Source organism: Paenimyroides baculatum, assembly GCF_008629655.1.
GTDB lineage: Bacteria > Bacteroidota > Bacteroidia > Flavobacteriales > Flavobacteriaceae > Flavobacterium > Flavobacterium baculatum.
In genome coordinates, this window is the sequence record NZ_VWSG01000008.1 from 1 (window position 1) to 26,003 (window position 26,003).

Consider the following 26,003-nt stretch of genomic DNA (forward strand, 5'->3'; position numbering starts at 1 on the left):
GTCCTTTACAAAATTCTCTGCTGATTTCTTTTTTGGTGTTGCCATAATTAAAGTTACATTTTTTTATGAAAACACTCCTTTAGTTTCTTTTATAAAATGTCTACTTTTTGCTGACGATTTACAATTCTTTAATTGCAATCACCAACTCCAAACATAAAAAACCAAAAGGAAGTCAAATGACTTCCTTTATTTTTCTTTAATAACCTTGATATTCTCTTAAATGTTGGATCTTACTTTTAATTCTATCACCAGCAAAACGAATTATTAATTTTTAATTTCTATATTTGTTATAGTATCAAATGATAGTATCAATAAATGAAACCTCCGTACGAAATATCTTCAGAAATATTAAAATATATATCTTCCATTTCAGAGAAAATTGGAGAAGTGAATGCAAAATATTTAATTAAAACCAATCCCACTTTAAGAAAGCAGAATCAAATTAAAACAATTCAATCTTCGCTTAGCATAGAGGGAAACACATTAACCGAAGAGCAAATTACTGCCATTTTAGAGAACAAGCGGGTTGTTGGTCCTGAAAAAGACATTCTTGAAGTGCTTAATGCTTTAGAGGTTTATAAAAATATTAAGCAACTAAAACCAGAAAGTGAAAAAGATTTTTTAAAAGCGCATAAACTATTATTACAGAAATTAATCAATGAACCTGGAAAATATAGAAAACAAGGTGTTGGTATTGTGAAAGGTTCTAAAGTGGAACATATTGCACCTTCATTTGAAAATGTTCCTTACTTAATGAAAGATTTGTTTGAGTATTTAAAAGATAAATCGGAATTAACACTAATAAAAAGTTGTGTTTTTCACTACGAAATGGAATTTATTCATCCTTTTTTAGATGGAAATGGAAGAATGGGAAGATTATGGCAAACTTTAATTTTAATACAGGAATACCCCATTTTTGAATTTCTGCCATTTGAAACTTTGATCTCAAAAAATCAAAATGAATATTACAAGGCTTTGTCTATTTCTGATAAAGAAGGAAAATCCACTAAATTCATTGAATATATGTTGATGATTATTGATTGTTCGCTATCTGATTTACTTGAAAATTCTGCTAAAAAATTGAGTGATGAAGATAGAATACAGCTGTTTTTAGAGAACAACGAAAAAGATTTTAGCCGTAAAGATTATTTGAATTATTTTAAGAACATTTCTTCTGCTACTGCAAGTCGTGACTTAAAAAATGCTGTAGAAAATGGAATAATCTTAAAAAAGGGAGATAAAAAAACTACTACTTATAAAAAGAAACAGTAGTATGCTTTTCCTTAGTATCACCAACTCAAAAAAAACAAAAGGAAGTCAAATGACTTCCTTTATTTTTCTTTAATAACCTTGATAATTCTTTCTAGGTTTTCGTTTAAATTCAGCATTTCTGCAAACACTTTATCGTCTTTAGGAAAAACTACTTTTTTTCTCCATTTAAATTAGCTTAAAATGTCATACTTTTTTAAAATATTATATTTACTTATAATATTTTCATAAAAAAATCGTTATTATTTAAAATTTTAAATATACCTTTCAAGACTATCCTTAAATTTAGAAAAAATATGAAACTTACATTTAATTACTTATTACTTTTCATTAGCTCATCAATAGTGATAAGCTGTAATGATGATGCAACAATTGCTAATAATACGCAGCAATGTGATTCAACCAATACTACTTTTAATCAACTTTATAACAATTTAGCTAACGCATCAAATAATCAAGACGTAATTACTATGGATTTAGAATCCCATACTTATACTTTTGAGGTTTTATCAAATAAAACTATCTGTAAAATTGGGTATCAGAGTTTACCAACATTTAACACAACACCTTATGTTATAGAAATTCATGACAATACATCTAACACACCTCTTTATAGTGGAAGCCATGTTTTTTCTTCAACTTCAACTTCATACATTGCAATAAATCCAATTCAAGTTGTTACAGGGCATTCTTATACCATTAAAAGGATTCAAACAAATTGGAATGGAAATATTGAAAACACAATAGGAAGACTTGTGAATGGAAATATAACTTTTCCTGTTATTCAGGGTGATTTAAAAGTTACAGGTTCTTCATTTTACGGAACAGGCGGACCTTCTGATGATTGGGGAATTCCTTATATAGATATTGTATTTGAAAATTAAACCAAAAGGAAGTCATTTGACTTCCTTTATTTTTCTTTAATAACCTTGATAATTCCTTCCAAGTTTTCGTTTAAATTCAGCATTTCGGCAAACACTTTATCGTCTTTAGCCAAAAGACCGTGTTTATTGTTTTTACGGAACAGTTCCTTGATTTCCTCCCATCGAATTTTCTCATCAACCGTGATTAATCCGGCAAGTTCCTTTAACTTGAGCAAATTGCTTTCGGTATCGGCAGTCAGCGTTTGCGATTCGCTTTCGTAATGCGTCAGCAACAAATCGTTGATTTCCTTATCGTTCATCATAGGCACCACCTGCGCAACCAGTTTGCTCATGTTTCGGTACGATCCCTGCATTTTAAACGATGGTTCGGTTCGGTACGCATCCTGCATTGCCGCACTTTGAATGTACTGCTGGTTTACTTTAATCACCACATCGCGAATCTTAATGATATGCTGTAAAACGGTAATGCAATCGTCGATTTCCTGTTTGGTATAATTTCCTTCCAAATCGGGCAGTTGCTCTGTTCCCTGCGAAATAAAATCGATCAACGCATAAAAATCCTGAAACGATCTACTGGCAATTTTCTCTAAATACACATTTTCAATCGCCGCGTTTTCAATCAAACTTAAATTAAACAAATGCGCCGTATCGCCAATAACATCGCCCAGATTATACACATCGGCACGGTTTGCCAACATATCGGGAATCTGAAATTTTGATCCGCTTTCGGTGTACGGATTTCCCGCCATTACAATACAGAAACGTTTTCCGCGCAAATCGTAGGTTTTACTTTCGCCATCGAAAATTCCGTCTATTTTTCGCTGACCATCCGCCAATGAAATGAACTTCTGTAAAAATTCCGGACTTAAATGCTGAATATCGTCTAAATACAGCATTACGTTATCTGCCATTTCAAACGATAAATTAATCTTTTTCAACTCTTCGCGTTCGCCCGATGTTTTGGCTTCCACAGGATCAATCGACGTGATGGAATGCCCAATGGTTGGTCCGTTTACTTTTACAAAATGTAGCCCCATGGTTTTTGCCAGATATTCCATTAACGTGGTTTTACCGTAACCCGGCGGCGAAATTAACAACAGCATTCCCATACGTGCCGTGCGTTTGCTGTCGCCTGCGGTGCCCAACTGTTTTGCCAGATTGTTACCAATTAACGGAAAATACACTTCGTTGATTAATTTGTTTCGAACGAACGACGTTAATACTTTTGGTTCCAACTCGTTTATTTTTAACGCGTTTTCGTACGATTTGCTCAATTGATTTTTTAGATTGATAAACGCTTCAAAACGCGGAACTTTGTTGTTTGTAAAATCGGTTAGTTTGTTTATAAAATTGTAATAATCCAATGTAAAACTGCCGTTTTCCAATATAGAATGATTTCCTTTTAAATCAGTGATTTCAACCGAATCTTTACCAAAAACAAGCTGGTATTCGTCTTTTGAAAACAATAAAACAACCGCAGTTTCATCAATGTATTTTCGATAGATTTCCAAATCGGCATGCTCATCAATAAAAGCGTTCAACCAGTTTAAAATCAAGAAATAGCGATCGGTTAACGAGAATTGTTCGTTTTGAACATCAGCCTGAAAATCTGCCAACGATCTTTTTTCCTGAACAATTCGTGAAAATTCCTGCTTTAAATGATCGCTGAATTCACTTATTGCAAACTTTTTATAGTTGCTGAACGATCCAAAAATATAATGCGCCACGCTGGTTTTATCGGTTAAAGTTTGATCTACCGTTGTTTGCCATGTCTCAAAATTATTTTCGATTTGATCTATCACCGACTGATAACGCTGTGTGCTTGGAAACGCCTTTAAAACCGAATGCGTAGATTGAATTAACGTAAAAAGTTTCTGCTGATCGTTCTCCAGTAAATGATGCCAAAACAACTGCGCGACCGATCGTGTGGAGACATTGTAACGCAACACACCCAGCTTTTTATCGACACTTTGCAGAGCTTCGTAAATAGCAAGCGCATCGGTGTTGTGAACGCCTTTTACATAACCTTCGGAATAATTTTGCTCTACCGTTTGGTTGATAAATCCTGCTGCATCAAAATCGTTATAAGTTGCCGCTTTAAACGCTTTGTATGCCAGATATTCCGCTCGATAAACGTTGTTGTTTTCCGAAATCAGTTCCTGATTCCAAATATCTTTATAATCTGCTAAATCGGTATTTTGAACTTTCTGATAAAAACTGGTTCCGGTTAAATGGTAAAAAAGTTCGTTGTTTCTGTTAACCAGCGTTAAACTTAACGATTGGTTATTAACCGAAAACTTGTGTTTACCAAGTGCAATAATATTTTGCCCGTCAACGTACAATTCCGTTTTATCACGTAAAATTCGCTGTGCATCTTCTTGCGTTTTCTTTAAAAGATTTTCAAGATTTTCTGCTTTTGATACATCGTTCAACGATTTTAATTCGGCAACCAATTGTCGAACCTTATCAATCATTAAATCCGAAGCAAAAAAGCTTAAAATATCTTCTTTTGTTGCCAACGTTAGCGATTTGTTTTCGATGTTTTTAAGCACGCGCAAACCAATCTGTTCCAACGAATCGGTGCGCTTATTAACCTGCGCAACAATCTGTTCACGCTTGGTATTAAACGCTTTGATAACCTCATCGCGCTTATCGGCAATTTTCAGCACAAAATCATCAATATCAGAAAACTTGCTTTCCAGCTCTTCTAACTGAACTACAATTTTGGTGTAATATTCATCGGTTTTTTCTGCCGACGTTGATAGTTCCAGATAATTGGTAACCGTTTGTTCCAACAGCGTTAACTGTGCAGAAAATTCGGCACCGGCTTCCTGATTTCGTAACGAATTAATTTTGCGAGTCAGTTGCGCACGCAATTCGTTCAACGAACTAAAAATCAGCGATATTTTCTCGACAATCTTTGTGGTTTGCGTAGCATCATCGATCTTTAAACCGTTTAAAATCTCGATCAAAACTTCTAATTCGGTAGAAATTTCGGTATTGGTTTCTTCCACCGTTTTGGCATCAAAAACCTTATCAATAGCTGCAACTTTTTCTTTTTGTGCTTCCACCTTTTGTTCGTAAGGCAATAAAGCTTCGTCTTTTAAAAGAAAGGCAACAGTTTGGTTTGATAAATCAACGGTAATAGTATTTAATCGGTAAATTAACTGATCTATATTTTCTGTTGAAACATAACGAACACTTTTTAAACTGATGAATTCGCCCTGCAATTTTCGGGCAGAAGCCAACAAATTTACCAATTGATCTAACGTTTCAACTGTGGTGCTGTTGATTTTAAAAATGAGTTCCTCTAAATGTTTATCGGACTGCTGGTATAATTCTTCGGCATGTTTGCGTTGCGCCTGAACTTTTACAAATTCATCGATTGCTGTGTTGGCAACATCTTTTATCTGACTTAACGGCGCGCCTAAATCTTTTAAAGCCGTATCGTTAATCCAAAAATAAGAATCGAGTAACGTGGTGGTTTTCTTCAGAATTTCCTCATACAAACCTTCGTACGAATCTTCTTTAGTAGCCAGCTGAATTACCTCTTGAGTTTCTGCCATTGCCTGCACAATCTGCTTGTTGCCCACTTTGTACAACGGATCTTCTTTACGGGCTTCGTTTTCTTTTAAAACTGCCATATAAGGCGTTTCCCAAATCTGTACCTGATGGTGGCGCGTTGCTTCGGCTTCGGTTCTAAAATAAATTAAACTGCCATCTTTAAAAATGGTGAAACCGTTGCAAACAATAGGCGTTTCTACTGCCTGCTGAATGATGTTGTACGACATTAAAATGAACGTATTGGTTTCGCGCTGATTAAAAATATACAGAAAATCTTCTCCGTTGGGCGATGCTATTTTTCGTAAAAACTGCACGTTTTCCAAATGAGAATCGAACACTTTGTGGGTGCCGTTTTGCAAATAATATCCGTTCGAAAAAATAATTCCCTGATTATCGGGCAACAAAATAGCCGATTGGTTTAACGACGGGAGATTGATTACCTCTTTCGTTTTTACGTTGAACACGTAGGCACGAAAATCTTCCTGATACGGCTTTATGCGTATGGCAATTAAATTTCCTAAATCGGCGTAGTAATATTCGGCATCGTCTAACTGCTGGTCTAAATTGGTGACTTTTTCGCTGTAAATTCCTTTACCGGTATCGGTATTGTCTTCAATTTTAAAGGTAATATCGCCATGAAGTGCTTCAATAAAAACCTTGTCTAAAATAGAAATATGCGGAAATTTACCTAAACGGCGATCGTCTAAATTGGTTTTGATCCATTGAAATTCAAACTGCGTAGGCTGTTTTACATCGTGAATACTACGATCGTCCTGATAAATCAGTTTTCCGTCTTTTATCAACCATTTAAAAGCCTTTAAATCATCGACATTTTTACTTGTCTGAAAAATCATGTACAAGTAATTCTCTGTTCTGCGGAATTTCGCAAAAATAGAATCTCGGTAATATTTATACAGATTCTGATAATCGGTTACAAAGTTAGCGTCGTTGATTAAATCTAACGTTTGCGGTACAAACTGATTGTTTTCGAACAGATAAATACTGAAAACATCGGCTAAATTAATTTCGGTGCGCAAACCAAAATGCACGTTGTAACCAAAAATACAAAGATTGTCTATGGCAACAATTCCGCGCGCTGTACAGGTGTTTTCGGTATCGATACGCTGATTTGCCTTTAACACAAAACTGGTAGAATTGAAAACTTCTTTGCGGGCGCTGTTTAAGGATTTTAACCTTGCCAGCAACTCTTCTTTCTGTGTGTGCAAACGCTTACGGATAATCTCGTATGCGCCGGAATCTATGGTTGGTTGCGGTGTTGTAACTTTTTCTTCTTGCATTGATTTTAAATTAATGCGTTAGTGAAATTAAACTTGCCTTTCTTTGGTTTTAAAAGGCAAGTTTAGGCATAAGTGTGTTTATTTTATGATAAATTCTTTGTCATTCCGTGCTTGACACGGAATCGCATCATTTAATCTTGTGAGATGCTGCACTTCGACATGCTCAGTGACCGGTTCAGGATGACAAGCTTTATCTTTAAAACCTATTAACGATTAAATTAATTTTTTGTTTGATATTCCCAAGTTTTTAGCCATACCGAATAACGAATTAATGAAACCTGCATCTTCTTCATTACCCTGACCGCCTGCTGCCTGCTGTAATTTTATCAAAGCTGCCGAAACGGTTAGGTTTTTAATATCGTTTGATGAAATGCCGTATTTGTCTGCCAAACCACGGATTTTCTCCGCTAAATCTCCTTTTCCGTCTGGTCCCATCAACGATTCTTTAATGTCTAAAGCATGTTGCGAATTGTTGATTAAATGATCGAAACCTTTTGAGTTGGAAACCTGGCGAACAATGTTTTCAAAGAACATGGTTTCGCCACCAACGATATCAATTTTCGCTGTTTTCAATGCTTCAGAAAGAACGCTAGCCTGTGCTGAAGCAATATCTTTTTGAATGTCGATATGCGCCAGTTCTACTTCTTTCTCTTTTTGTAACTGTAACTTGAACTCTTCGTGTTCTTTACCAACGCCGTCTAGTTTTTTCATAGCTTCGGCTTTTTCTTCGATGCCTTTTGCTTCTGCCATTGCTTTTTCACGAACAACTTCGGCTTCTGCCAAACCTTCTTTACGCATAGCTTCGGCTTTAATTTCTATAACCGCAGCCATTTTCGTTCCTTGAATTTCTTCTGCTTCTGCTTTTGCAATCATTACTTCTGCTTCAGATAATCCAATTGCAGCTTCTTCTTTCGCCTGTGCTTCGGCAATAATTTTACGAGCTTCGGCTTCTTTTGAAGCAGCTTCTTTCTTCGCTTCCGCATCAATCAAGACTTCTTGTGCTTTACGTTCTGCCACCATTTTTTGAGCATCAGCATCGATCACTTTTTTCTCTTTTTCTTGTTCCGCTGCAATTTTAGATGCTTCGGCAGCTTTTACCGTTGCAATTAAACGCTCTTCTGCTTCTTGCGATGCTGCAATTACGCCAGCTTGTTTTTTACGCTCTACTTCACGGTACACTTCTACATCGCGAACGTTTTGTTGTTCTTCTACAACGCCTTTTTCTAACTGAACGCGTTCTTTAATTACATTTTGAATCGATTTTTTCTCGGTTTCGATCGATCGTTCTTTATCAATCTGTGCCAAGGTAACAATACGCTCTCTTTCGGTTTGTTCTAACGCGCGGTCTTTTTCTACACGCTCGGTTTCAACAGCATCGGTACGAATTTTATTCTTTTCTGCAATGATGATCTGACGCAGTTTGTTTTCTTCCTGAACAGCCAATTGTTCTTCGGTAGAAATACGAACGGTTTGCGATTTTAAGCGTTCTTCTTCACGAACTTTAGTAATTTCGGCCTCTTCACGTGCTTTAATATTATCGATTTCACGTTTTTGCTTTTCTTCTTTTTCTGCCAACTGACGTTCTAATTCCAAAATTGCTTCGCGCGCTTCAACGTTTTGTTTTTTAATTACTTTTTCTTCTTCGCGACGAATTAAATTGGCACTCATATTTTGTTTTGCCGTTAATTCGGTAATCTTTTTAATTCCTTCAGAATCTAAAATATTTTCGGCACTTAAAAAACGTAATTCAGTTTGTTCCAAATAATCAATCGCACAATCGTCTAAAATATATCCGTTTAAATCTGTTCCGATAATGTTCAAGATTTCATCACGAAACTCACGACGCGCTTCGTATAATTCAATAAAATCGAATTTTTTACCAACGGTTTTTAATGCTTCGGAAAACTTCGATTCAAAAATACTTTTTAATGTTTCGGGATCACTTGCACGGTCACATCCTAAATTCTGTGCCACGTTGATAACATCATCTACCGACTTGTTTACGCGAACGAAAAACGCCACTTTAATATCGGCACGAATATTATCGCGACAAATCAATCCGTCGTGCTGCATACGGGCAATTTCGATTTTCTTTACCGAAATATCCATGATTTCCATTTTATGAAAAACCGGAATTACGTACATTCCTTTGTTGAATGCTACTTTAGATCCACCCACACCGGTACGCACAATTGCCTTGCCCTGCGGGATTTTTTTGTAGAACATGCTTAATACTACAAAAAACGAGATGATTAAAAATACAATTACGCCTAATGCTAAAAGTATGATTCCTGATACGCCCGAAAGCCCGTCAATTAATAATAGTTTGTTCATTGATTTAATTTAGTTAGTTGATATTATGTAAGGTTATATTTGGTTGTACTTCGTAAATATTGTTTTCTACGGCTTTAATAATCATTACTTCTGCGCCGTATTCTATGCGGTTTCCTGTTTGACTTTTTACATTTAACCGAAATACATCTTTTTGAATGGTAACTTCTAAAATGCCTATTTTGTTGTTTTCTATGGTTGATTTCAACGTGCCGGTTCTTCCTAAAAAATCGATTGATTCTTCGCCGTTATAGCCTAAATTTTTGTACATTTTTACTAATGGTTTTGTGACATAATGCATGATTACGAATGTTATTGCAAACACCGGAAGTAAGATTAACACCGATTTTATTCCCCAGTTTGCCAAACCTAAAAAGATTGATGACAACAGGGTAAGAATCCAGCCGATGAACTTAAACAGGGTTACAATTACCATTAAAGGCATTTTGCCTATGTTGATAAATTCCAACACTTTTGATCCAAAGGAAACTTCTCCATCACCATCGGTATTTACATCGCCATCGGAAACATCGCCCATGTGAAATTCGGCATCGGTATCAAATCCATCGCCCGAAAAAAACATAAAAACCCAGTACAGCAAAGACATTCCGGTAAGAACCGTCATAATTCCGTTTGAAAGCGGATAGAATAATAGGTTTAAAAGTTCTGCCATAGTATAGTTATTTGTTTTTAGTTATTAGTTTTTGCAAACAGCGACTTATTAAATTTCGCGTTTAAAGGTGTAGTGAAAACCATAAGCTGTTCCGCTCATATCTCGACTTTCTATTGTTACTAATTCCCAGCCCTGGCTGCCCATTTCGTTTAAAATTTTATCAATTTCAACAATATCGAATTTCCAAGACCATGTACCTTTCGGCTTGATTTCTATTGTTTTATATTCAAATCGTTTCATATAATGGTGTTTTAATTATTTTTTTTACTTATTTGCAAGAGTCTTATTTAGATTCTTCACTTCGTTCAGAATGACAAACTTTACGCTAAAAGCTAAAAACTGCTTTACATCCCCAATTGTTTTTTCAAGGCATCTAAATCGGCATCTGATGAATTTTCGTTCAACGCATAATCTATTTCATCGGAAACATTTGGTTTTTGTTGTGCCATTTCTCCGTAAGCTTTTGCCAGTGCTTCGTCTTCTTCTACCTTTTCCTTCATGCGTTCCAGCATACTTATAGTACTGTTAGAGTCCATTTTTGCCAACTGTTTGTTCACCACTTTGGTTGCGTTTGCTACACGAACACGAGCTTTAATGGTTGCCAATTCGGTTTCCCATTTGTTGATGTTGTACTTTAACACTTCAATGTTTTTATGCACTTCGTTTGCCGATTCGTCATGCACATCTGCCTGATTACTTAATTCGTCGGCTTCCAACAAATTCTGCTTTTTTAAATGAAGTGCTTCCTTCGCCAAACGTTCTGCCTGATCAACTTCTAATTCTTCTTTTTGAAGTTTTTGAAGCAGCAAAACAGCCTTGTTTTCATAACTTGCAGCGTCTTCGCGTTTTTTATCGGCAGCGTTGTGGGTACGAATCGCCAATGCTTTTACTTTGGCATAAGCTTCCATTGCCTGATCTAAATCTTCTTTCATTTCACGGATTCCTTGTTCCGTCATTTTAATGGGATCTTCCATTTTATCGACCACAGCATGAATTTCTGCCTGACCAATTCTAAAAATTCTTTTAAAAATATTCATGTCTTTTATTTTTTAATTCTTTGAAAACTGTATTAATTGTTCGGAATATTCGCTTAACAACAAACTCAACGAGTTTAGTGCGGCATCAAATTCGTTAAAATCTAAATTGTGAATTTGCAGCGTATATCTAAAAATAACTTTCGAACCATCTTCGGTAAGTGCAAAAGCACCGTGAATTATATCTCTGTTTTTCATTAACAAACCCTTAAACACTTGCATACTATCGGCTTGTAACGTAAACAGGTACTGTTCAAATATTAAAACGGGCGCAGCAACACCAACGATTAAATTCTGAACTCCGTCTGCCAGATTTTCTATTAAAAAAATCCCTTCTTCTTTGCTTTTATATTTGATACTGTATCCGGTATCTAAAATATATTTTTCGACGTTTAAAAAATGCATTGTAAATTAATTTTGTATCTTGCACATATCTTTTGCATAAAGATAATACTTTTTGCAAATAAATTTAGCAAAATTTTTATTTTTTTTCAAAATGAGTAAAATAGGTTACAATATAAAGAAGCTTAGAAATGTAAAAAACATAAGTCAACAGGCTTTTGCTGATATATTTAGCCTAACGAGAGGTAATATTTCGTCTTACGAAGAACTGCGTGCCGAACCTAAATTAGAAAGCATTATAAAAATTGCTAATTATTTTAGCATTCCTTTAGAGCATCTTTTGACAAAACAACTGTCGGTTAACGAGATTTTAAACTTTAACGACTATTTTAACGAGGAAGGTCAGAAAAAATTACAAAAAAACTTTGCAAACATTCCGTTTATTTCCCGCGAAGCCATTCATCATATTAAAGAAGGAACTTTTGATGTTCAGAAATTAGATCTGATTGCTTTTCCAATGTACAGTTCCAATAAATTCATTGCTTTGGAGCTTACACACGAAATTGCTGCACCGGCAAATGTGGATATTCCCGAATACACCATTTTATTTTTTGAACAGGTACAAATTGATACATTGCATATGTTGGATAATCATTTCGGAATGTTTTTAACGAATACCGAAATTTTTATAGGAACGTACAATCAAAACAAAACAACGATTAATTTGAAACTGAACGAGTGGAAATCGGAAGATTTTAATACCGAAAACCTGCAAAGCTTTTGGAAATTATACGCTAAATTTGAAAAAAAAATATAAAATGGTTCAGTCAAAATTAAGTAACACCGCCTATTTTTACAGCTTACTAATTTTAAGTTTTCCGGTTTTAACTGCCTTTATTGTGAACAAATTTTTACGCATGTTTCAAGACAACTTGCATTGGGGCTTAACGGTATTTTTGGTTTTGTGCTGCTTGGTAAGTTTGTTTATTATTATCTGGGGCTTTTTTATTGAAATGAACCTACGCATGGCAACGGTAAAAATTACTAACGACTCCATTGAAGTAAAACAACTATTGGGATTTGGTACTAAAAAAACTTTTAAGATTAATGAAATTGAAGGTTTTGCCATTCGCGATTTCAGACAGCGTGCACAATACCACGAATATTGTTACTTGATTCAAGATAAAAAAGCAATTGCCGTTTTCTCTAGTCTATATTATAAAAATTACACCGAAGTTCGCGCTGAACTGCAACAACGCTTAACGCTTTTGAAGTAGATTCACTCAAATTATCGAATGAAAGATCTTCATATGAAAAATATATATTTATCTTTTTTTATTATATTTTTAGTTGGTTGCGTAGCTCCGAAAACTTCTATACAAAGTGATTCATATGAAATAAGCCTGTCACATCTTGAATTTGAATGTAATAGTGAATACACAGAGTGCTACAGCGAAAAATATTCAATTGCAAAGGTTTATGATGGAAATAAAATTCAATTAAAGGAAAATAATGAGATTTTTTTTGAGGGCGAAAATAGAGTAAGAAATTATTTGTATGAAGTTTTTGAATCAAGGTTTTTGTTAATTACTCCTATAAAAGAAACTCATTATGCTAGCACAGGTTTAATACCCAGAGATTTGGTTTCTGTTTATGACTTAAAGACAAAGAAACTGTTTCAGTTTAGTGCTAAAAAAAGAACAATTTCATCAATAAAATCATTAAATGATAGATCTTCCGATGAGTCAACAATCAATTTAAAAAGACAAAATTACAATATTATAACTACTGTTGAAAGGATTGATATTGAAAATGGAATCATCTACCTTTTATTGCCTGATTTAAAAAGTATAGAACAATTTAAATTAGATTTAATTTCTAAAATAAGACAGTAATTACAAAAAAAGCTATAAATATTTTCAACTTTTTAGAAAATGCTTTTGTATCTTTAAAATAAAAATGGGCAAAAATTGTTTAGAATGTGGCGAGAAAATCATTGGTCGTGAAGATAAAAAATTCTGTAACGATGCCTGCCGCAATACCTACAACAACAAATTAAACAAAGACACCACCAATTTAATGCGAACGATTAATTACGCGTTACGCAAAAATTACCGCATTTTATCAGAAAACAATCCCGAAGGTAAAGTAAAAATCAACCGTAAAAAACTACTCGACTTAGGTTTCGATTTTTCATTATTCACCTCCATATACATCACAAAATCTAACGTAACCTATTATTTTGTGTACGATCAAGGTTACATGCCCATAGAAAACGATTGGTTTGTTTTAGTAAAAAAGAATTAAATGTACGGCTATCTGTTAATAATCCATTCATATCTGCGTTGGATTGCCTTGGGTTTTCTACTTTTCGGTTTGATTTTCATCTTTCTAAAGAAATCGAACAAAGCAATTTACACAACCAAGCATTACCAGCTTTTTAAAGCCATAAAAAATGTTTTCAACCTGCAGTTTTTAGTCGGAATTTTACTGCTCACGCAAAGTCCAATGGCAAAAGCATTTTGGTCGCAATTGAGTCAGGCGGTTAAATGGCGCGACATACGCTTTTTTGGATTAGAACATCCGTTCATGATGATTTTGGGCGTACTACTTTTAAATGTTTTTACAGATAAAACCAAAAGCAAAATCGGCACAGATAACGCTTTTAATTATCTGTTTGTTAGATATCTAATAATACTTTTTATTCTTTTTGTTTCGGTTCCGTGGTCGTTTTCTCCTTTTACCGCCCGACCAAATTTTCGATAATTTTAAGAACTTCCTCGTTCTTTTTTTATAATTTAAGGGAAAAATTTACGAGAAAGAATGCAGATTAATAAAGTAGAACTCCGCAATTTAGAAATTGAAGATTATATAGAATTAAAAAATTCCATGCTTCAGGCGTACGATGATGAAGATGTTGAGGATTTGTATTGGAAAAAAGAAGAAATCAGACGGTTATTGAAGGTTTTTCCGGAAGGACAAATTGTTATTGTGGTTGACGATGTGGTTGTTGGTGCGGCTTTGTCGTTAATTGTAGATGAAAGTTTGGCGCTATCAAACCACAAATACAACGATATTATAACCGACAGTAAATTCAATTCTCACAATCCAGATGGCGATGTTTTGTACGGAATCGATGTTTTTATCCACCCAAATTACCGTGGTTTGCGCTTGGGTCGACGTTTGTATGATGTTCGAAAAGAATTATGCGAACAGTTAAATTTAAAGTCGATTATTTTCGCAGGACGTATTCCAAATTATCATAATTACGCCAAAGAATTCACCCCAAAGCAATATTTAGATCGGGTTAAAACCAAAGAAATCCACGATCCGGTAATTTCGTTTCAGGTAAACAACGATTTTCATATTAAAAGATTACTGCGCAATTATTTAGAAGGCGACCGCGACTCCCGTGATTACGCGGTTTTGCTTGAATGGAACAATATTTCGTACGATAAATCTCCCGTTTTGATCAATGCCAAGAAAAGTGTGGTTCGTTTAGGTTTGATCCAATGGCAAATGCGTCCGTTGAATAATTTAGAGGAATTTTTTGATCAAGCTGAATTTTTTATCGATGCCGTTTCGGGGTACGAAAGCGATTTTGCAACCTTCCCCGAATTGTTTGTTGCTCCGTTAATGGCAGATTACAATCATTTGTCGGAATCTGAAGCAATCCGAGAATTATCAAAACATACCGATATCATTCACAAACGCTTTCAAGAATTAGCTATTGAGTATAATATCAACATTATCACGGGCAGCATGCCTTATTTGGAAGAAAACGTACTGTATAACGTTGGTTTTTTATGCAAACGCGATGGATCGTCTGAAATGTATCGAAAAATACACATTACACCCAACGAACGTTTGTATTGGGGAATGCAAGGCGGCGATGTGATACAGACTTTTGATACCGACTGCGGAAAAATCGGAATTATTATTTGTTACGATGTGGAGTTTCCGGAATTATCGCGTATTATGAGCGAAGACGGAATGGAAATATTGTTTGTACCTTATTTAACCGATACGCAAAACGGATACACCCGTGTACGCAGCTGTGCACAGGCGCGTGCCATTGAAAACGAATGTTACGTGGCGATTACCGGTTGTGTAGGGAATTTGCCAAAAGTAAACAACATGGATATTCAGTACGGGCAGGCAGCTGTTTTTACGCCGTCTGATTTTGCTTTTCCAAACAACGGCGTTAAAGCCGAAGCTACCCCAAATACCGAAATGACCTTGATTGTTGATGTGGAATTAAACGCTTTAAAAGAACTGCACGAATTGGGGAGCGTGCGTATTAAGAAAGACCGCCGTTTAGATTTATATAAGTTACGAAAACTAAAATAGAGCCTTATGGCTCTATTTTAGTTTGAATTAGTATCGAAAGTATTTCTACCCCTAAACGTTGTCATGCTGAACTTGTTTAACTTCGTTCTGTTCGCAAGCTCGGGTCAGCATCTCAAAAGGTTAATTGATGATGCGATTCCGTGTCAAGCACGGAATGACAAACTTCCAAATATTAATTTTTATTTAATGTACGATTCTAATTTGTTTAAGAAATCTTGAAAAGCAACAGCTTCGTCTTGCGGAACACGTTTAGCCAATTCAACACCTCTTTTTTGGTATTCGTTTAATTTAGGTCCCAACGTTTTTAATGCTTCTTTATCATTGTTTGCCGTTGCCGTTTTAAACTCACTTACAAATTTGCTGTATTCCTGTGCAAACTGGTCTGCTTCGGCATATTTGAATGATGGAACTGTAGCAACATCTTCTGCCGTAGTTTGCGGTGCATTGTTTACACTTTCTACCGGCGGATCGGTCATTGGTTCCTGAATTTTGTTCTCTTCTTTTTTACTACATGCTGTCAACAAAACTGCCGACAATAACATTGGATAAACTATCTTTTTCATATTAATTAATTTTACTATTTGAATTATAAATGTAGTAAAAAACAAAATACAATTACAAAAAAAAGACACAGCATAAACTGTGTCTTAAAATTTAGAAAAATTTGTTTTACTATTTAATTGGCGCTTGTTGTTGTTCAGCCAATTTCATAGCGTATTCTTGCCATAATTTAACATCTTCCGGTGTTAACTTTGCAGCTAATTCTGTTTGTTTTTTAGTCCACTCAGCAGATTTCGCTTGTAATTCTGAAATTTTTGCAGCATCTCCAGATTTTGCTGCTTCCATTGATTGTTTTACATAAGCAGTATATTCTTCTGCCATTTTTTGTGCTTCCGGAGAACTAAATTTAGGTACTTCTAAAGTAGTTTCTGTGGTGGTAGTTGTGGTTGCAGTTTCAGTTGCAGGATCTACAGTTGTTTCTGTTTCTGTAGTTGTTGTTTCTTCAACACCTTTCTTATTGTCACAAGATACTACTAACATAGTTGATGCGAATAATGCCGATAACACTAATTTTTTCATATACAATATTTTAATTATTTATATCAAATATAAATTTTTTTTTGAAACCTACAAACTTTTAATTAATAATATAGTGAATTATTAACAGATGGTTTTTATAGACTTTACTCATCTTTTTATTGATTATATATATCTCACTCACTATTTGATGCGACAGTATTTTTTGTTTTACTCACACTACAGAAGATTATAATTGATTTTTCATTTCTTCTACAATTTCTTTCGGTAGAAATTTTTCAAAACTATATCTCAAACCTATTTCTGCCATTGCAAAGCTTACATTTTGGGTTGAATAATCATAAATGGCAGCAACCAGTCTTTTGTCCTTTAGTTGAATTACGGTTTTATCTTCTGTTTGTGATATTTCCCCTATTTTATAACGATCTTTTCCGATGGTTTCGATTAAATCTACTGTCCTTGCAATTTCTGTTTTGCTGTAATTTCCTGTTACCGTCATTTCAAAATTCATTACAGCTTCTAAAACTCCAAACGATTTATTCTCTTTTTTAATGATTTTTTTGGGCTTTTGTGCTTCTATTTCTTTCAATGCAATCTTTAAATCTGGAAGAATTTCACAATTATCAAAATTGCTGCGTAGCATATTTTTCATTTGTTCTTTTGAAAAACGAGTGGCATCTAGATAATCTTCCGAAACAAAATTTACGGCTTATTCAAAGTTTTTTTGCTGGAGCGAGATATAAAACTTTTTAAAATCAGTTTTCATTAGCTCTTTCATTTCATCGTGTAAAGCTTTTTGACTTGTGCTTTTACCTTGTAAATTGTACAATTTTGTTTTTCCAATTTGCTTTCCATCTTTAAAAATTGCTACGGAAGATAATTGCCCGCTTGAATGATAGGTTCTCCATTCGGCTACTTGTTTTCCGTTTATGTAATTACCTGTTTTAAGGATTTTTCCGTTTGGGTAATAGTCGCTCCATTCTCCATGTTTTTCTCCACTCTCATACAGTCCAATACTTTCTAAATCTCCGTTTATACTATAGAATTTCCATTCGCCTGTTTTTTTTCCTTTTTCATCATACTTACCGGATTCTTTTAGTTTTCCATTTTTATAAGTAATGTAGGTATTACCCGGTTTTCCATTATCGGCATCTGCTGCTATTTTAATTGCCTCTGTTTGATTTTGACCGAAAGAAAAAAATACAGGTAAACATTAATGATATGAGTATCACTTGTATTTTCATTTTTAAATTACTAATCATATAAAAAGTATTTACGTAAACGTTTATCTTTTTGAATTGCAATATTTTTCATATTCACTTTTCACATCTTCACGACCAAGCTCAATCGCTCTTTGCAAATCTGTACATACCCCATCTATATCATTTAGCTGATATTTAGCAACTGCACGATTAATGTATGCTAAAGAATAGTTGGGATTAAGTTCAATAGCCTTATCGAAATAAGGTACACTTAGATTGTATTTTTTTTGATGGTTGTATAATATTCCAATATTGTTGTATGCTTTGTCTTTAAATAATAACTGATGATCGGTATCTTTTATCGCCAAGTTAAAATAATTCATTGCTTTTTCTGGTTTTGCCTGATCATGATAACATATACCAAGACAGTAAAAAGCATCACCCCAATTGGGTTTTAATTCCAAAGCTTTAAGAAAATCTGCTTCTGCTTCTGCCATTTTCCCTTTATCTGCTAAAGCCATCCCCCTGTCTAAATATGCCCATTCATATTGCGGCTGTAATTCAATTGATTTAGAGAAATCTGCAATACTTTCTTCCGAAAGACCCAATTTGTAATTTAGATCACCTCTTCTGTAATAAATAAAAAATAATGCCGCAGGGTCAGGATTGATAGTAATAGCTTTAGTTAGGCTAGTTTTTGCTTCTTCATATTTACCCAGCGCTGTAAGCAGACTTGCCTTTTTGATATATAAAGCTCCTGCTTGAGGATCATGAGTTAATGTAACTTCAATGTTTTTTAAGTACTCTTCAATCTTCGCTATTTTCACAGGATCAGTTTCTAGAACAATAGCATTTTGATTATAGCCGATGGTAGTGACAAACAACGCAATGACAATAAAGAGAAATAATTTAGTTGCTTTATATTTTCTATATATTATATTCATACCGAATTCTTTATGCTAAAATAACTTATTTCTATTAACTACATTTATATTAGTATTCATTAGCAACCAATACTTGTTTAAAATAAATCGGGCTTAAGTTTAAACCCAAGCCCGAATGTAATAAGTGTTATTTAACTTTTTTAAATACGAATTTTAATGCCACAACATTCAATTCGTAATCTGCTGCTTCTTCCCTTGTTAAAGGTCTTTGAATTTCAAAAGCATCGGCGGTAAGTTTTTTAATTTCAAAACTGTCTTCAAAATCTTCTCCTTCACCTAATGCCAGTTTAAATGTATTTCCTGTAACATTCCATATTCCGTCTGTGATATAATTCTCACATTCGCTTGCATTGTCACTAAAATCGTAATCTATATTCTGTAAAATACCGTTGTTTTTAAATTCAAAAGTATCGTACGGACATTCACCGTTATCGTCAGAATAAGTTGAAACTACATTACCGTTTTCATCTAACGCTAATTCTTCCATATAACTCCATTTACCTAATAACTGGTTTTGTTCTGATGGTGCCGGTTTATCGTCATCTGAACATGATACAGCTGTAATTGCTACAGCACTTAATGCGAACATTGAAAAGATCTTTTTCATAACTTAATTTTTTCTAAATAGTAAACATTACAAAATTATGATGCTTTTGAAAAAGTATTTGTAGAACTTTTTATAGTCAGAATGACGAACTTGTTCTACATAAAAAAACTCGCACCGAAAAGATTCGTGCGAGTTTAATAATTTTATTTTATGACTGATTATTCTTCTACATATAAAACTAACCCTTTTAGGTAAGATCCTTCCGGGTGGAACATATTTACAGGATGATCCGGACCTTGCGATAGCTTGTGCAACACACGTACTTTTCTACCCGATTCTATTGCTGCAGCTGCTACGGTATTGTAAAAAAGCACCTCATCTATAACCTGCGAGCATGAAAATGTAAACAAGAAACCACCTTTTGTAATGGTTTTTAATCCGGCAACGTTCAAACGTTTATATGCTTGCGTTGCGGTGTGCTTGCTTTTGATGTTTTTGGCAAATGCGGGCGGATCTAAAACAATAACTTCGTATTGGTTTTTATTTTCTTTTAGAAATTCAAAAACATCTGACGCTACTGCCTGGTGATTGCTTCCCGGAAAGTTCAACTGCATATTTTGCGCAGCCAATTTTACGGCTTTATCAGATATATCAACAGAAGTTACCAAATTGGCACCAGAATTCATAGCGTAAATAGAAAAACCGCCGGTATAGCAAAATGTATTCAGTACTTTTTTTCCGTTTGAATATCTCTCTAATAACTTTCTATTTTCTCTTTGATCTAAAAAGAACCCAGTTTTTTGTCCTTCAACCCAATTTACATGAAACTGAATGTTGTTTTCTTTCGCGATTGTTTCGGCAGCTGTTCCGTATAAATGAAAATCGGTTCCTGTATTTGGAAGTGTGTTAGCGCTTTTACAGTAAATGGTTTCGCAATAATCAGGAAAACATTTTTGTATGGCTTCGGCGATTTTCTTCATATTCAAATAAATCCCTGTGGAATGTGCCTGAATCACAAAGTTTTTGTTGTAATAATCGATAATCAAACCCGGAATTTCGTCACCTTCACCATGAATCAATCTAAAGGCATTGGTTTCTTCTATATTAAAAAGCTTTAAACGTAAATTCCACGCAGCATTTAGGCGGTTATCCCAGAAATCATCAGTAAAAACCTCGTCTTTAAAAGTTAATATGCGCACAACGATGCTTCCTTTGTTGCTGTAAAAACCTGTTGCCAAATGATCACCATCGTACGTAGTAATATCAACCATTTGTCCGTCTTCCAACTCATCGCTAACCCCATAAACCGCACCACTAAAAACCCAAGGGTGTTTACGTAAAATAGATTTTTCTTTACCTTGCTTTAATATAACCTTTGCAAATTCCATTTAATTATTTTTTACAAAAGTAAAACAATCTCGTGTTTTTAAACACAAAAAAATCCATCGTAATGATGGATTTTATATTTAAGAATTATCTTTTTCATCTTTATCAGGATCAGGTGTTTTTCCTTCTTCGTGATTTTGTTCTTCGGTTTGCAGAACTTTTGGCAAGTCTTCGTCTTTCGGTTTTTTACGATAAATGTATCTGTCGTAATATTTTTCAAACAACGGCGTTGGCGCATTGTCTTCTCCCAAAACAAATCCGTACGGACGTAAACCTTCTACATTATCGAAAATAATTTTGAAAATAGCTAAAACGGGAATGGCTAAAAACATTCCGGCAATTCCCCAGATCGATTCTGCAATCACGATACCAAACAACACAACAAACGAGTTTAATGCTACTTTTGATCCAATGATTTTTGGTGTAATGATGTTTCCATCGATTGAATTTACAACCAAAACCGCAACAATTACCCACAGTGCCTGTATAGGTTCGCCGGTTGCTAATGTTACAATGGCAGCCAAAATGGTAGCTACAAAAACACCCACATAAGGTATTAAATTTAACACGCCGCAAAGTACCGCAAACAACAAAGCGTACTTAATACCAATAATTGAATATGCGATGAACATTAAGCCCGAAACCGCCACAACCTGTATCAACAACCCAAAAATGTATTGTTTTATGATGCTTTGAATTTCAACAATTACTTCTTTTACTTTGGTTTGATCTTTAGGCGGAAAACACCATATTAAGAATTTTACCAAATGACTGCGGTACAGTAAAAAGAAGAAGATGCCCAAAAAAATGAACATTGCTGATGCCAGCATAGAAGTTAACGATGTAACTGCTGTGCCTAATACACCCGATCCGCGTTTAAGAACTTCCTCGGCATTTTTTTCAATGTAATTGATCTGTTCTTGTTCTGATACACCAAATTTATCGTAAACAAAAACCTGTACTTCGTGAAATAATTTTTCGATCTGTTGTTGAAATTCCGGTAGATCTTCTGTAAACTGTGCCATTTGCGTACCAATGAAGTACATAACAGCCAAAACCGCCAAAAAGAACAATATTGGAGATACCAATGAAGTTACAATTCTTGGAAACTTTAATTTTTTTTCCTGAAAGTTAGACAGCGGCAACAACAACATGGATACCAAAAAGCCAATTACCAAAGGCACCAATACAGATTTACCAATGATGCTGATAAAAACTATTGCTATTAGGCTGATTAAAACGCACGCTAAACGAATAACAAACGGAACTTTCGTTTTTTGATCGTTTGGATTGCTGAAATCTAAATCTTTATATCTTTCTAAATGTTCGTTTTTCATAGCCAATTTATTTTTTTAGATACTCATTTCAGGAATCGTTCCTTCAATGATCAATTCAGCTTCGGTTGCCTTTATGATTTCTTCTACCGATACACCGGGAGCGCGTTCAAGCAATTTAAAACCATTTGGAGTAATTTCCATCAAAGCCAATTCGGTTACTACTTTTTTAACACATCCAACACCTGTTAAAGGCAGCGTACATTTTTTTAATATTTTAGATTCGCCTGCTTTGTTTACGTGCATCATGGCAACAATGATATTTTCTGCCGATGCTACCAAATCCATAGCACCGCCCATACCTTTTACCATTTTTCCAGGGATTTTCCAGTTGGCGATGTCGCCGTTTTCAGAAACTTCCATTGCGCCTAAAATAGTTAAATCAACATGTTGTGAACGAATCATTCCAAAACTCATAGCCGAATCAAAAAATGATGCTCCAGGTAATGTTGTTATGGTTTGTTTACCCGCGTTGATTAGATCGGCATCTTCATCTCCTTCAAAAGGAAAAGGTCCCATACCTAAAACGCCGTTTTCTGACTGAAATTCTACGTTCATTCCGTCGGGAATATAGTTTGCAACCAATGTTGGAATCCCAATTCCTAAATTTACATAAAACCCTTCTTGTAATTCTTTGGCAATGCGTTTTGCAATGCCTACTTTATCTAATGCCATAATTAATCTCTTTTACGTACCGTTCGTTGTTCAATTCTTTTTTCATACTTTTCTCCTTGAAAAATACGCTTCACATAAATTCCCGGAATATGAATTTGGTTAGGATCTAATTCTCCAAGCGGTACCAACTCTTCAACTTCGGCAATGGTAATTTCACCTGCACCTGCCATAACTGCGTTAAAGCTGCGTGTAGTTCCTTTGAAAACCAAGTTTCCAGCTTCGTCACCTTTCCATGCCTTTACAATCGCAAAATCGGCCTTGTAGGCTTCTTCCATTACATACATTTTTCCGTTGAATTCGCGTGTTTCTTTACCTTCTGCAACTTCGGTTCCGTAACCCGCCGGTGTAAAAAATGCAGGAATACCTGCTTGTGCAGCACGACATTTTTCTGCCAATGTTCCTTGCGGAGTTAATTCAACATCTAGCTCGCCGCTTAACATCTGGCGTTCAAATTCGGCATTTTCACCTACATAAGAGGCAATCATTTTTTTAACCTGACGCTTTTGAAGTAGTAATCCTAATCCAAAATCATCAACACCTGCGTTATTAGAAATACAGGTTAAACCTGTAATGTTTTTACGAACCAGTTCGGCAATTGAATTTTCGGGAATACCGCTTAATCCAAATCCGCCAACCATAATGGTTTGATTATCTTGTACATCGTGTAATGCCTCTTGCGCATTCGCAACCTTTTTATTAATCATAATTATTTAGATTGTTAATGGTATAAAAATATGAAAAAAAACGACTTCAAAATAGGAAGTCGTTTTAAATATTTAAAAGTCAAATTCTTTTGGAACACTTTCTGTAGGGGCAGCCAAGCTATCTTTCTTTTCGCTTCCGCCGCCAACCGAATCATTGGCAGCTCGTTTCCAGCAATCAACCAGAACACTTATGTTTGCAGGTCGTTCAAAATCTTCATCGGAAACATACAGCGTTTTATCGCCATAACACTTCTTCATAAAGATACCCCAAATTGGCAGTGCCATTGTTGCTCCTTGTCCGTAAACCGTTGATTTAAAGTGCGCAGCACGATCTTCGTTACCAACCCAAACGCCGGTAACCAAGTTTGGAACCATACCAATGAACCAACCGTCTGAATTGTTCTGTGTAGTACCTGTTTTACCTGCAATAGGATTTTTAAACGCATACGGATAACCTGTCATTGTGTGGTAACCCGCACCGCCTGAACCTGTATAACGCAAACGACCACCAGAACCACCTTCGGTTACACCTTCCAATAATTTTATGATTCCGTATGCAATATCTTTATTCATAACATCGCGCGTTTCAGCTCTTGATTCAAACAAAACAACGCCGTTTTTATCGGTAATTTTATTTACAAAACGCGGTTTTACGTAAACTCCCTGATTTGCAAACGTGCTGTAAGCTGCAACCATATCGCTAACCGTAATTTCAACGGCTCCCAAAGCAATTGCCGGAGAAGCCGGAATATCCGATTTTACGCCTAAATCTCTACATAAATCAATCACCGCTTTTGGACCAACACGATCCATTAAACGAGCTGTAACAGTATTTAATGATTGTGCCAAAGCATATTTCATTGTTACGGAACCGTAATATTTACCTGCCGAGTTTTTAGGTGACCACGGTTGTTGAATTCCATAACGTCCTTTAGGCATGGTAAAAGGTCCGTCGTAAATATAATCGCAAGGACTCATTCCTAATTGATCGATAGCTGTTGCGTAAACAAACGGCTTAAAGGTAGATCCAACCTGACGTGCACCTTGTGCAACGTGATCGTATTGAAAATGTTTGTAATCGATCCCTCCTACCCAGGCTTTCACGTTACCTGTAACAGGTTCCATAGACATCATACCCGATTGTAAGAAATGTTTGTAGTAAACAATAGAATCTCGCGGTGTCATTAACGTATCTTTTTCACCTTTCCAAGTGAAAATCGCCATTTTGGTTTTAACATCGAACGATTTTATGATATCTTCCTCTTCTTTACCTTGTGAGCTCATTTGTCGCCAACGTTCAGAATTACGCATTGCACGGTCGATTATCTTCTTGGTTTCTGCCTGATTGATCTGAATAAACGGAGCATTTTTATTGCCTTTTTGTTGCTTAAAGAATTCTTTCTGTAAATTAGACAAGTGCATTTCTACCGCCTCTTCTGCATATTCCTGCATACGAGAATCAATCGTGGTATAAATACGCAAACCGTCGCGGTAAATATCATACGTTGACCCGTCTTTTTTAGGATTTTCCTTTACCCATTTACGCATATAATCACGCAAATATTCTCTAAAATACGTTGCGTAACCTTTTGTATGCGTTTCTGGTGTATAATTGATTTTTAAAGGCTTTGCCTGATATTTTTCTTTTTCGGCTTCGGTAATTTTACCGTTTTTAGCCATTTGCGCCAAAACAATGTTTCTACGATTTTCTGCTCGATCCGGATTAAAACGCGGATTGTAACGAGAAGGTGCCTGAAGCATTCCTACTAAAACAGCAGCTTCTTCTACCGTTAGTTTTTTAGGTTCTTTATTAAAATAGATGTTAGCCGCCGAACGGATTCCGTACGCATTACTAACAAAATCTACCGTATTAAGATAATAGGCAATGATTTCGTTTTTGGTGTATTGACGCTCTAATTTTACGGCAATAATCCACTCTTTTACCTTTTGAATTACACGAAAAAGCTTGTTAGTTGAACCCGAACTTCCGTGAAACAGGTTTTTTGCCAACTGCTGACTGATTGTACTTGCTCCACCACTTGATCCGGCACTGAAAATAGCACGCATGGTTCCACGGGCATCAATCCCAGAATGTGAACGAAAACGCTCATCTTCGGTAGAAATCAAAGCATCAACCAAATGTTCCGGTAATTCTTCATACTTAACAGGCACGCGGTTTTCAAGGTAAAACTTACCTAATGTTTTTCCGTCTGCCGATATAATTTCAGTTGCTACACTTGATTCCGGATTTTCCAATTCATCGAAACTTGGCATCGCGCCAAAAATTCCCCAATTGGCAAAGGCAAAAATCAATATAACAAAGGCAACACCTGCACCGAACAATTTCCAGAATAAACGCAGAAATTTTCTGTTGGTAGATAGTTCCTTCTTTTTAGAATCTTCTATTTTTTCCATAATGTCTTATGAA

25 protein-coding genes are annotated in these 26,003 nt (G+C 35.2%); 8 read left to right on the forward strand and 17 right to left on the reverse strand.

The genetic code is table 11. The annotated features are described in order from the left end of the window. Positions 1-315: 315 nt before the first annotated feature. The gene (locus F0460_RS10965; protein WP_150013160.1) at positions 316-1,272 is read left to right on the forward strand and encodes a Fic family protein; all 957 of its coding nucleotides are present in this window, start codon (positions 316-318) and stop codon (positions 1,270-1,272) included. A 341-nt stretch (positions 1,273-1,613) separates the two neighbouring features. Next, on the forward strand, positions 1,614-2,153 hold the full coding sequence (locus F0460_RS10970; protein ID WP_190304139.1) for a hypothetical protein: 540 nt from the start codon (positions 1,614-1,616) through the stop codon (positions 2,151-2,153). 26 nt (positions 2,154-2,179) lie between these two features. Here the strand turns inward: F0460_RS10970 and F0460_RS10975 are convergent, their stop codons facing one another. The 6 genes from F0460_RS10975 to F0460_RS11000 form a co-directional block, all read right to left on the reverse strand. Further along, positions 2,180-7,015, reverse strand: coding sequence for a DNA repair ATPase (locus F0460_RS10975; RefSeq protein WP_150013164.1), 4,836 nt, complete (start codon positions 7,013-7,015; stop codon positions 2,180-2,182). A 213-nt stretch (positions 7,016-7,228) separates the two neighbouring features. Continuing rightward, positions 7,229-9,349, reverse strand: coding sequence for a flotillin family protein (locus tag F0460_RS10980; RefSeq protein ID WP_150013166.1), 2,121 nt, complete (start codon positions 9,347-9,349; stop codon positions 7,229-7,231). Positions 9,350-9,362: 13 nt separating this feature from the next. Next, on the reverse strand, positions 9,363-10,019 hold the full coding sequence (locus F0460_RS10985; RefSeq protein WP_150013168.1) for an OB-fold-containig protein: 657 nt from the start codon (positions 10,017-10,019) through the stop codon (positions 9,363-9,365). Positions 10,020-10,067: 48 nt separating this feature from the next. Then, on the reverse strand, positions 10,068-10,259 hold the full coding sequence (locus F0460_RS10990) for a DUF4177 domain-containing protein (protein ID WP_150013170.1): 192 nt from the start codon (positions 10,257-10,259) through the stop codon (positions 10,068-10,070). A gap of 104 nt (positions 10,260-10,363) precedes the next feature. Next, positions 10,364-11,056, reverse strand: a complete 693-nt coding sequence (locus F0460_RS10995; RefSeq protein ID WP_150013172.1) for a PspA/IM30 family protein — start codon at positions 11,054-11,056, stop codon at positions 10,364-10,366. A 12-nt stretch (positions 11,057-11,068) separates the two neighbouring features. Continuing rightward, positions 11,069-11,458 carry a type III secretion system chaperone family protein gene (locus F0460_RS11000; RefSeq protein ID WP_150013174.1) on the reverse strand — a complete coding sequence of 130 codons (390 nt, stop codon included), beginning with the start codon at positions 11,456-11,458 and terminating at the stop codon, positions 11,069-11,071. A gap of 91 nt (positions 11,459-11,549) precedes the next feature. Here F0460_RS11000 and F0460_RS11005 point away from each other — a divergent pair, with 91 nt between their 5' ends. From F0460_RS11005 to F0460_RS11030, 6 genes are all read left to right on the forward strand, one after another. After that, a complete protein-coding gene (locus tag F0460_RS11005; RefSeq protein ID WP_150013176.1) occupies positions 11,550-12,212 on the forward strand; it encodes a helix-turn-helix domain-containing protein in 663 nt (220 codons plus the stop codon). A 1-nt stretch (position 12,213) separates the two neighbouring features. Beyond that, positions 12,214-12,672, forward strand: coding sequence for a hypothetical protein (locus F0460_RS11010; protein ID WP_150013178.1), 459 nt, complete (start codon positions 12,214-12,216; stop codon positions 12,670-12,672). Positions 12,673-12,690: 18 nt separating this feature from the next. Further along, positions 12,691-13,290, forward strand: a complete 600-nt coding sequence (locus tag F0460_RS11015) for a hypothetical protein (protein ID WP_150013180.1) — start codon at positions 12,691-12,693, stop codon at positions 13,288-13,290. Between the two features lie 64 nt (positions 13,291-13,354). Next, positions 13,355-13,702: a hypothetical protein gene (locus tag F0460_RS11020; protein WP_150013182.1), complete on the forward strand. Its 348-nt coding sequence runs from the start codon at positions 13,355-13,357 to the stop codon at positions 13,700-13,702. Further along, positions 13,703-14,161 (forward strand): hypothetical protein, encoded by a 459-nt coding sequence (locus F0460_RS11025; protein WP_150013184.1) that lies wholly within the window; start codon positions 13,703-13,705, stop codon positions 14,159-14,161. 57 nt (positions 14,162-14,218) lie between these two features. Next, positions 14,219-15,745: a bifunctional GNAT family N-acetyltransferase/carbon-nitrogen hydrolase family protein gene (locus F0460_RS11030; RefSeq protein WP_150013186.1), complete on the forward strand. Its 1,527-nt coding sequence runs from the start codon at positions 14,219-14,221 to the stop codon at positions 15,743-15,745. Between the two features lie 179 nt (positions 15,746-15,924). Here the strand turns inward: F0460_RS11030 and F0460_RS11035 are convergent, their stop codons facing one another. From F0460_RS11035 to F0460_RS11085, 11 genes are all read right to left on the reverse strand, one after another. Then, positions 15,925-16,308, reverse strand: coding sequence for a hypothetical protein (locus tag F0460_RS11035; protein ID WP_150013187.1), 384 nt, complete (start codon positions 16,306-16,308; stop codon positions 15,925-15,927). Between the two features lie 109 nt (positions 16,309-16,417). Beyond that, a complete protein-coding gene (locus F0460_RS11040) occupies positions 16,418-16,825 on the reverse strand; it encodes a hypothetical protein (protein WP_150013188.1) in 408 nt (135 codons plus the stop codon). Positions 16,826-17,012: 187 nt separating this feature from the next. Then, positions 17,013-17,435, reverse strand: a complete 423-nt coding sequence (locus tag F0460_RS11045; RefSeq protein ID WP_150013190.1) for a hypothetical protein — start codon at positions 17,433-17,435, stop codon at positions 17,013-17,015. 57 nt (positions 17,436-17,492) lie between these two features. Next, on the reverse strand, positions 17,493-17,951 hold the full coding sequence (locus tag F0460_RS16445; protein ID WP_190304145.1) for a toxin-antitoxin system YwqK family antitoxin: 459 nt from the start codon (positions 17,949-17,951) through the stop codon (positions 17,493-17,495). A gap of 117 nt (positions 17,952-18,068) precedes the next feature. After that, complete coding sequence (locus F0460_RS11055) at positions 18,069-18,929, reverse strand: tetratricopeptide repeat protein (protein WP_150013192.1); 861 nt, start codon at positions 18,927-18,929, stop codon at positions 18,069-18,071. A 127-nt stretch (positions 18,930-19,056) separates the two neighbouring features. Continuing rightward, on the reverse strand, positions 19,057-19,536 hold the full coding sequence (locus tag F0460_RS11060) for a lipocalin-like domain-containing protein (protein WP_150013194.1): 480 nt from the start codon (positions 19,534-19,536) through the stop codon (positions 19,057-19,059). Positions 19,537-19,694: 158 nt separating this feature from the next. After that, positions 19,695-20,864, reverse strand: coding sequence for a class I SAM-dependent rRNA methyltransferase (locus tag F0460_RS11065; protein ID WP_150013196.1), 1,170 nt, complete (start codon positions 20,862-20,864; stop codon positions 19,695-19,697). A gap of 78 nt (positions 20,865-20,942) precedes the next feature. Next, complete coding sequence (locus F0460_RS11070; RefSeq protein WP_150013198.1) at positions 20,943-22,199, reverse strand: AI-2E family transporter; 1,257 nt, start codon at positions 22,197-22,199, stop codon at positions 20,943-20,945. 15 nt (positions 22,200-22,214) lie between these two features. Further along, entirely contained in the window at positions 22,215-22,871 is a 657-nt protein-coding gene (locus F0460_RS11075; RefSeq protein WP_150013201.1) for a CoA transferase subunit B, read from the reverse strand. Between the two features lie 2 nt (positions 22,872-22,873). Then, positions 22,874-23,575, reverse strand: a complete 702-nt coding sequence (locus tag F0460_RS11080) for a CoA transferase subunit A (RefSeq protein WP_150013203.1) — start codon at positions 23,573-23,575, stop codon at positions 22,874-22,876. Between the two features lie 72 nt (positions 23,576-23,647). Beyond that, on the reverse strand, positions 23,648-25,990 hold the full coding sequence (locus F0460_RS11085) for a penicillin-binding protein 1A (protein ID WP_150013205.1): 2,343 nt from the start codon (positions 25,988-25,990) through the stop codon (positions 23,648-23,650). Positions 25,991-26,003 lie beyond the last annotated feature (13 nt).

What these genes read in the sequence shown, in the direction of transcription:
- F0460_RS11060 (WP_150013194.1), bottom strand. Translation starts at nt 19,536, where the DNA reads ATGAAAAAGATCTTTTCAATGTTCGCATTAAGTGCTGTAGCAATTACA.
- F0460_RS11030 (WP_150013186.1), top strand. Translation starts at nt 14,219, where the DNA reads ATGCAGATTAATAAAGTAGAACTCCGCAATTTAGAAATTGAAGATTAT.
- F0460_RS11065 (WP_150013196.1), bottom strand. Translation starts at nt 20,864, where the DNA reads ATGGAATTTGCAAAGGTTATATTAAAGCAAGGTAAAGAAAAATCTATT.
- F0460_RS11005 (WP_150013176.1), top strand. Translation starts at nt 11,550, where the DNA reads ATGAGTAAAATAGGTTACAATATAAAGAAGCTTAGAAATGTAAAAAAC.
- F0460_RS10965 (WP_150013160.1), top strand. Translation starts at nt 316, where the DNA reads ATGAAACCTCCGTACGAAATATCTTCAGAAATATTAAAATATATATCT.
- F0460_RS11000 (WP_150013174.1), bottom strand. Translation starts at nt 11,458, where the DNA reads ATGCATTTTTTAAACGTCGAAAAATATATTTTAGATACCGGATACAGT.
- F0460_RS10975 (WP_150013164.1), bottom strand. Translation starts at nt 7,015, where the DNA reads ATGCAAGAAGAAAAAGTTACAACACCGCAACCAACCATAGATTCCGGC.
- F0460_RS11080 (WP_150013203.1), bottom strand. Translation starts at nt 23,575, where the DNA reads ATGATTAATAAAAAGGTTGCGAATGCGCAAGAGGCATTACACGATGTA.
- F0460_RS11045 (WP_150013190.1), bottom strand. Translation starts at nt 17,435, where the DNA reads ATGAAAAATATGCTACGCAGCAATTTTGATAATTGTGAAATTCTTCCA.
- F0460_RS11035 (WP_150013187.1), bottom strand. Translation starts at nt 16,308, where the DNA reads ATGAAAAAGATAGTTTATCCAATGTTATTGTCGGCAGTTTTGTTGACA.
- F0460_RS11025 (WP_150013184.1), top strand. Translation starts at nt 13,703, where the DNA reads ATGTACGGCTATCTGTTAATAATCCATTCATATCTGCGTTGGATTGCC.
- F0460_RS11075 (WP_150013201.1), bottom strand. Translation starts at nt 22,871, where the DNA reads ATGGCATTAGATAAAGTAGGCATTGCAAAACGCATTGCCAAAGAATTA.
- F0460_RS10985 (WP_150013168.1), bottom strand. Translation starts at nt 10,019, where the DNA reads ATGGCAGAACTTTTAAACCTATTATTCTATCCGCTTTCAAACGGAATT.
- F0460_RS11085 (WP_150013205.1), bottom strand. Translation starts at nt 25,990, where the DNA reads ATGGAAAAAATAGAAGATTCTAAAAAGAAGGAACTATCTACCAACAGA.
- F0460_RS10990 (WP_150013170.1), bottom strand. Translation starts at nt 10,259, where the DNA reads ATGAAACGATTTGAATATAAAACAATAGAAATCAAGCCGAAAGGTACA.
- F0460_RS11015 (WP_150013180.1), top strand. Translation starts at nt 12,691, where the DNA reads ATGAAAGATCTTCATATGAAAAATATATATTTATCTTTTTTTATTATA.
- F0460_RS11055 (WP_150013192.1), bottom strand. Translation starts at nt 18,929, where the DNA reads ATGAATATAATATATAGAAAATATAAAGCAACTAAATTATTTCTCTTT.
- F0460_RS10980 (WP_150013166.1), bottom strand. Translation starts at nt 9,349, where the DNA reads ATGAACAAACTATTATTAATTGACGGGCTTTCGGGCGTATCAGGAATC.
- F0460_RS11040 (WP_150013188.1), bottom strand. Translation starts at nt 16,825, where the DNA reads ATGAAAAAATTAGTGTTATCGGCATTATTCGCATCAACTATGTTAGTA.
- F0460_RS10995 (WP_150013172.1), bottom strand. Translation starts at nt 11,056, where the DNA reads ATGAATATTTTTAAAAGAATTTTTAGAATTGGTCAGGCAGAAATTCAT.
- F0460_RS11020 (WP_150013182.1), top strand. Translation starts at nt 13,355, where the DNA reads ATGGGCAAAAATTGTTTAGAATGTGGCGAGAAAATCATTGGTCGTGAA.
- F0460_RS11070 (WP_150013198.1), bottom strand. Translation starts at nt 22,199, where the DNA reads ATGAAAAACGAACATTTAGAAAGATATAAAGATTTAGATTTCAGCAAT.
- F0460_RS11010 (WP_150013178.1), top strand. Translation starts at nt 12,214, where the DNA reads ATGGTTCAGTCAAAATTAAGTAACACCGCCTATTTTTACAGCTTACTA.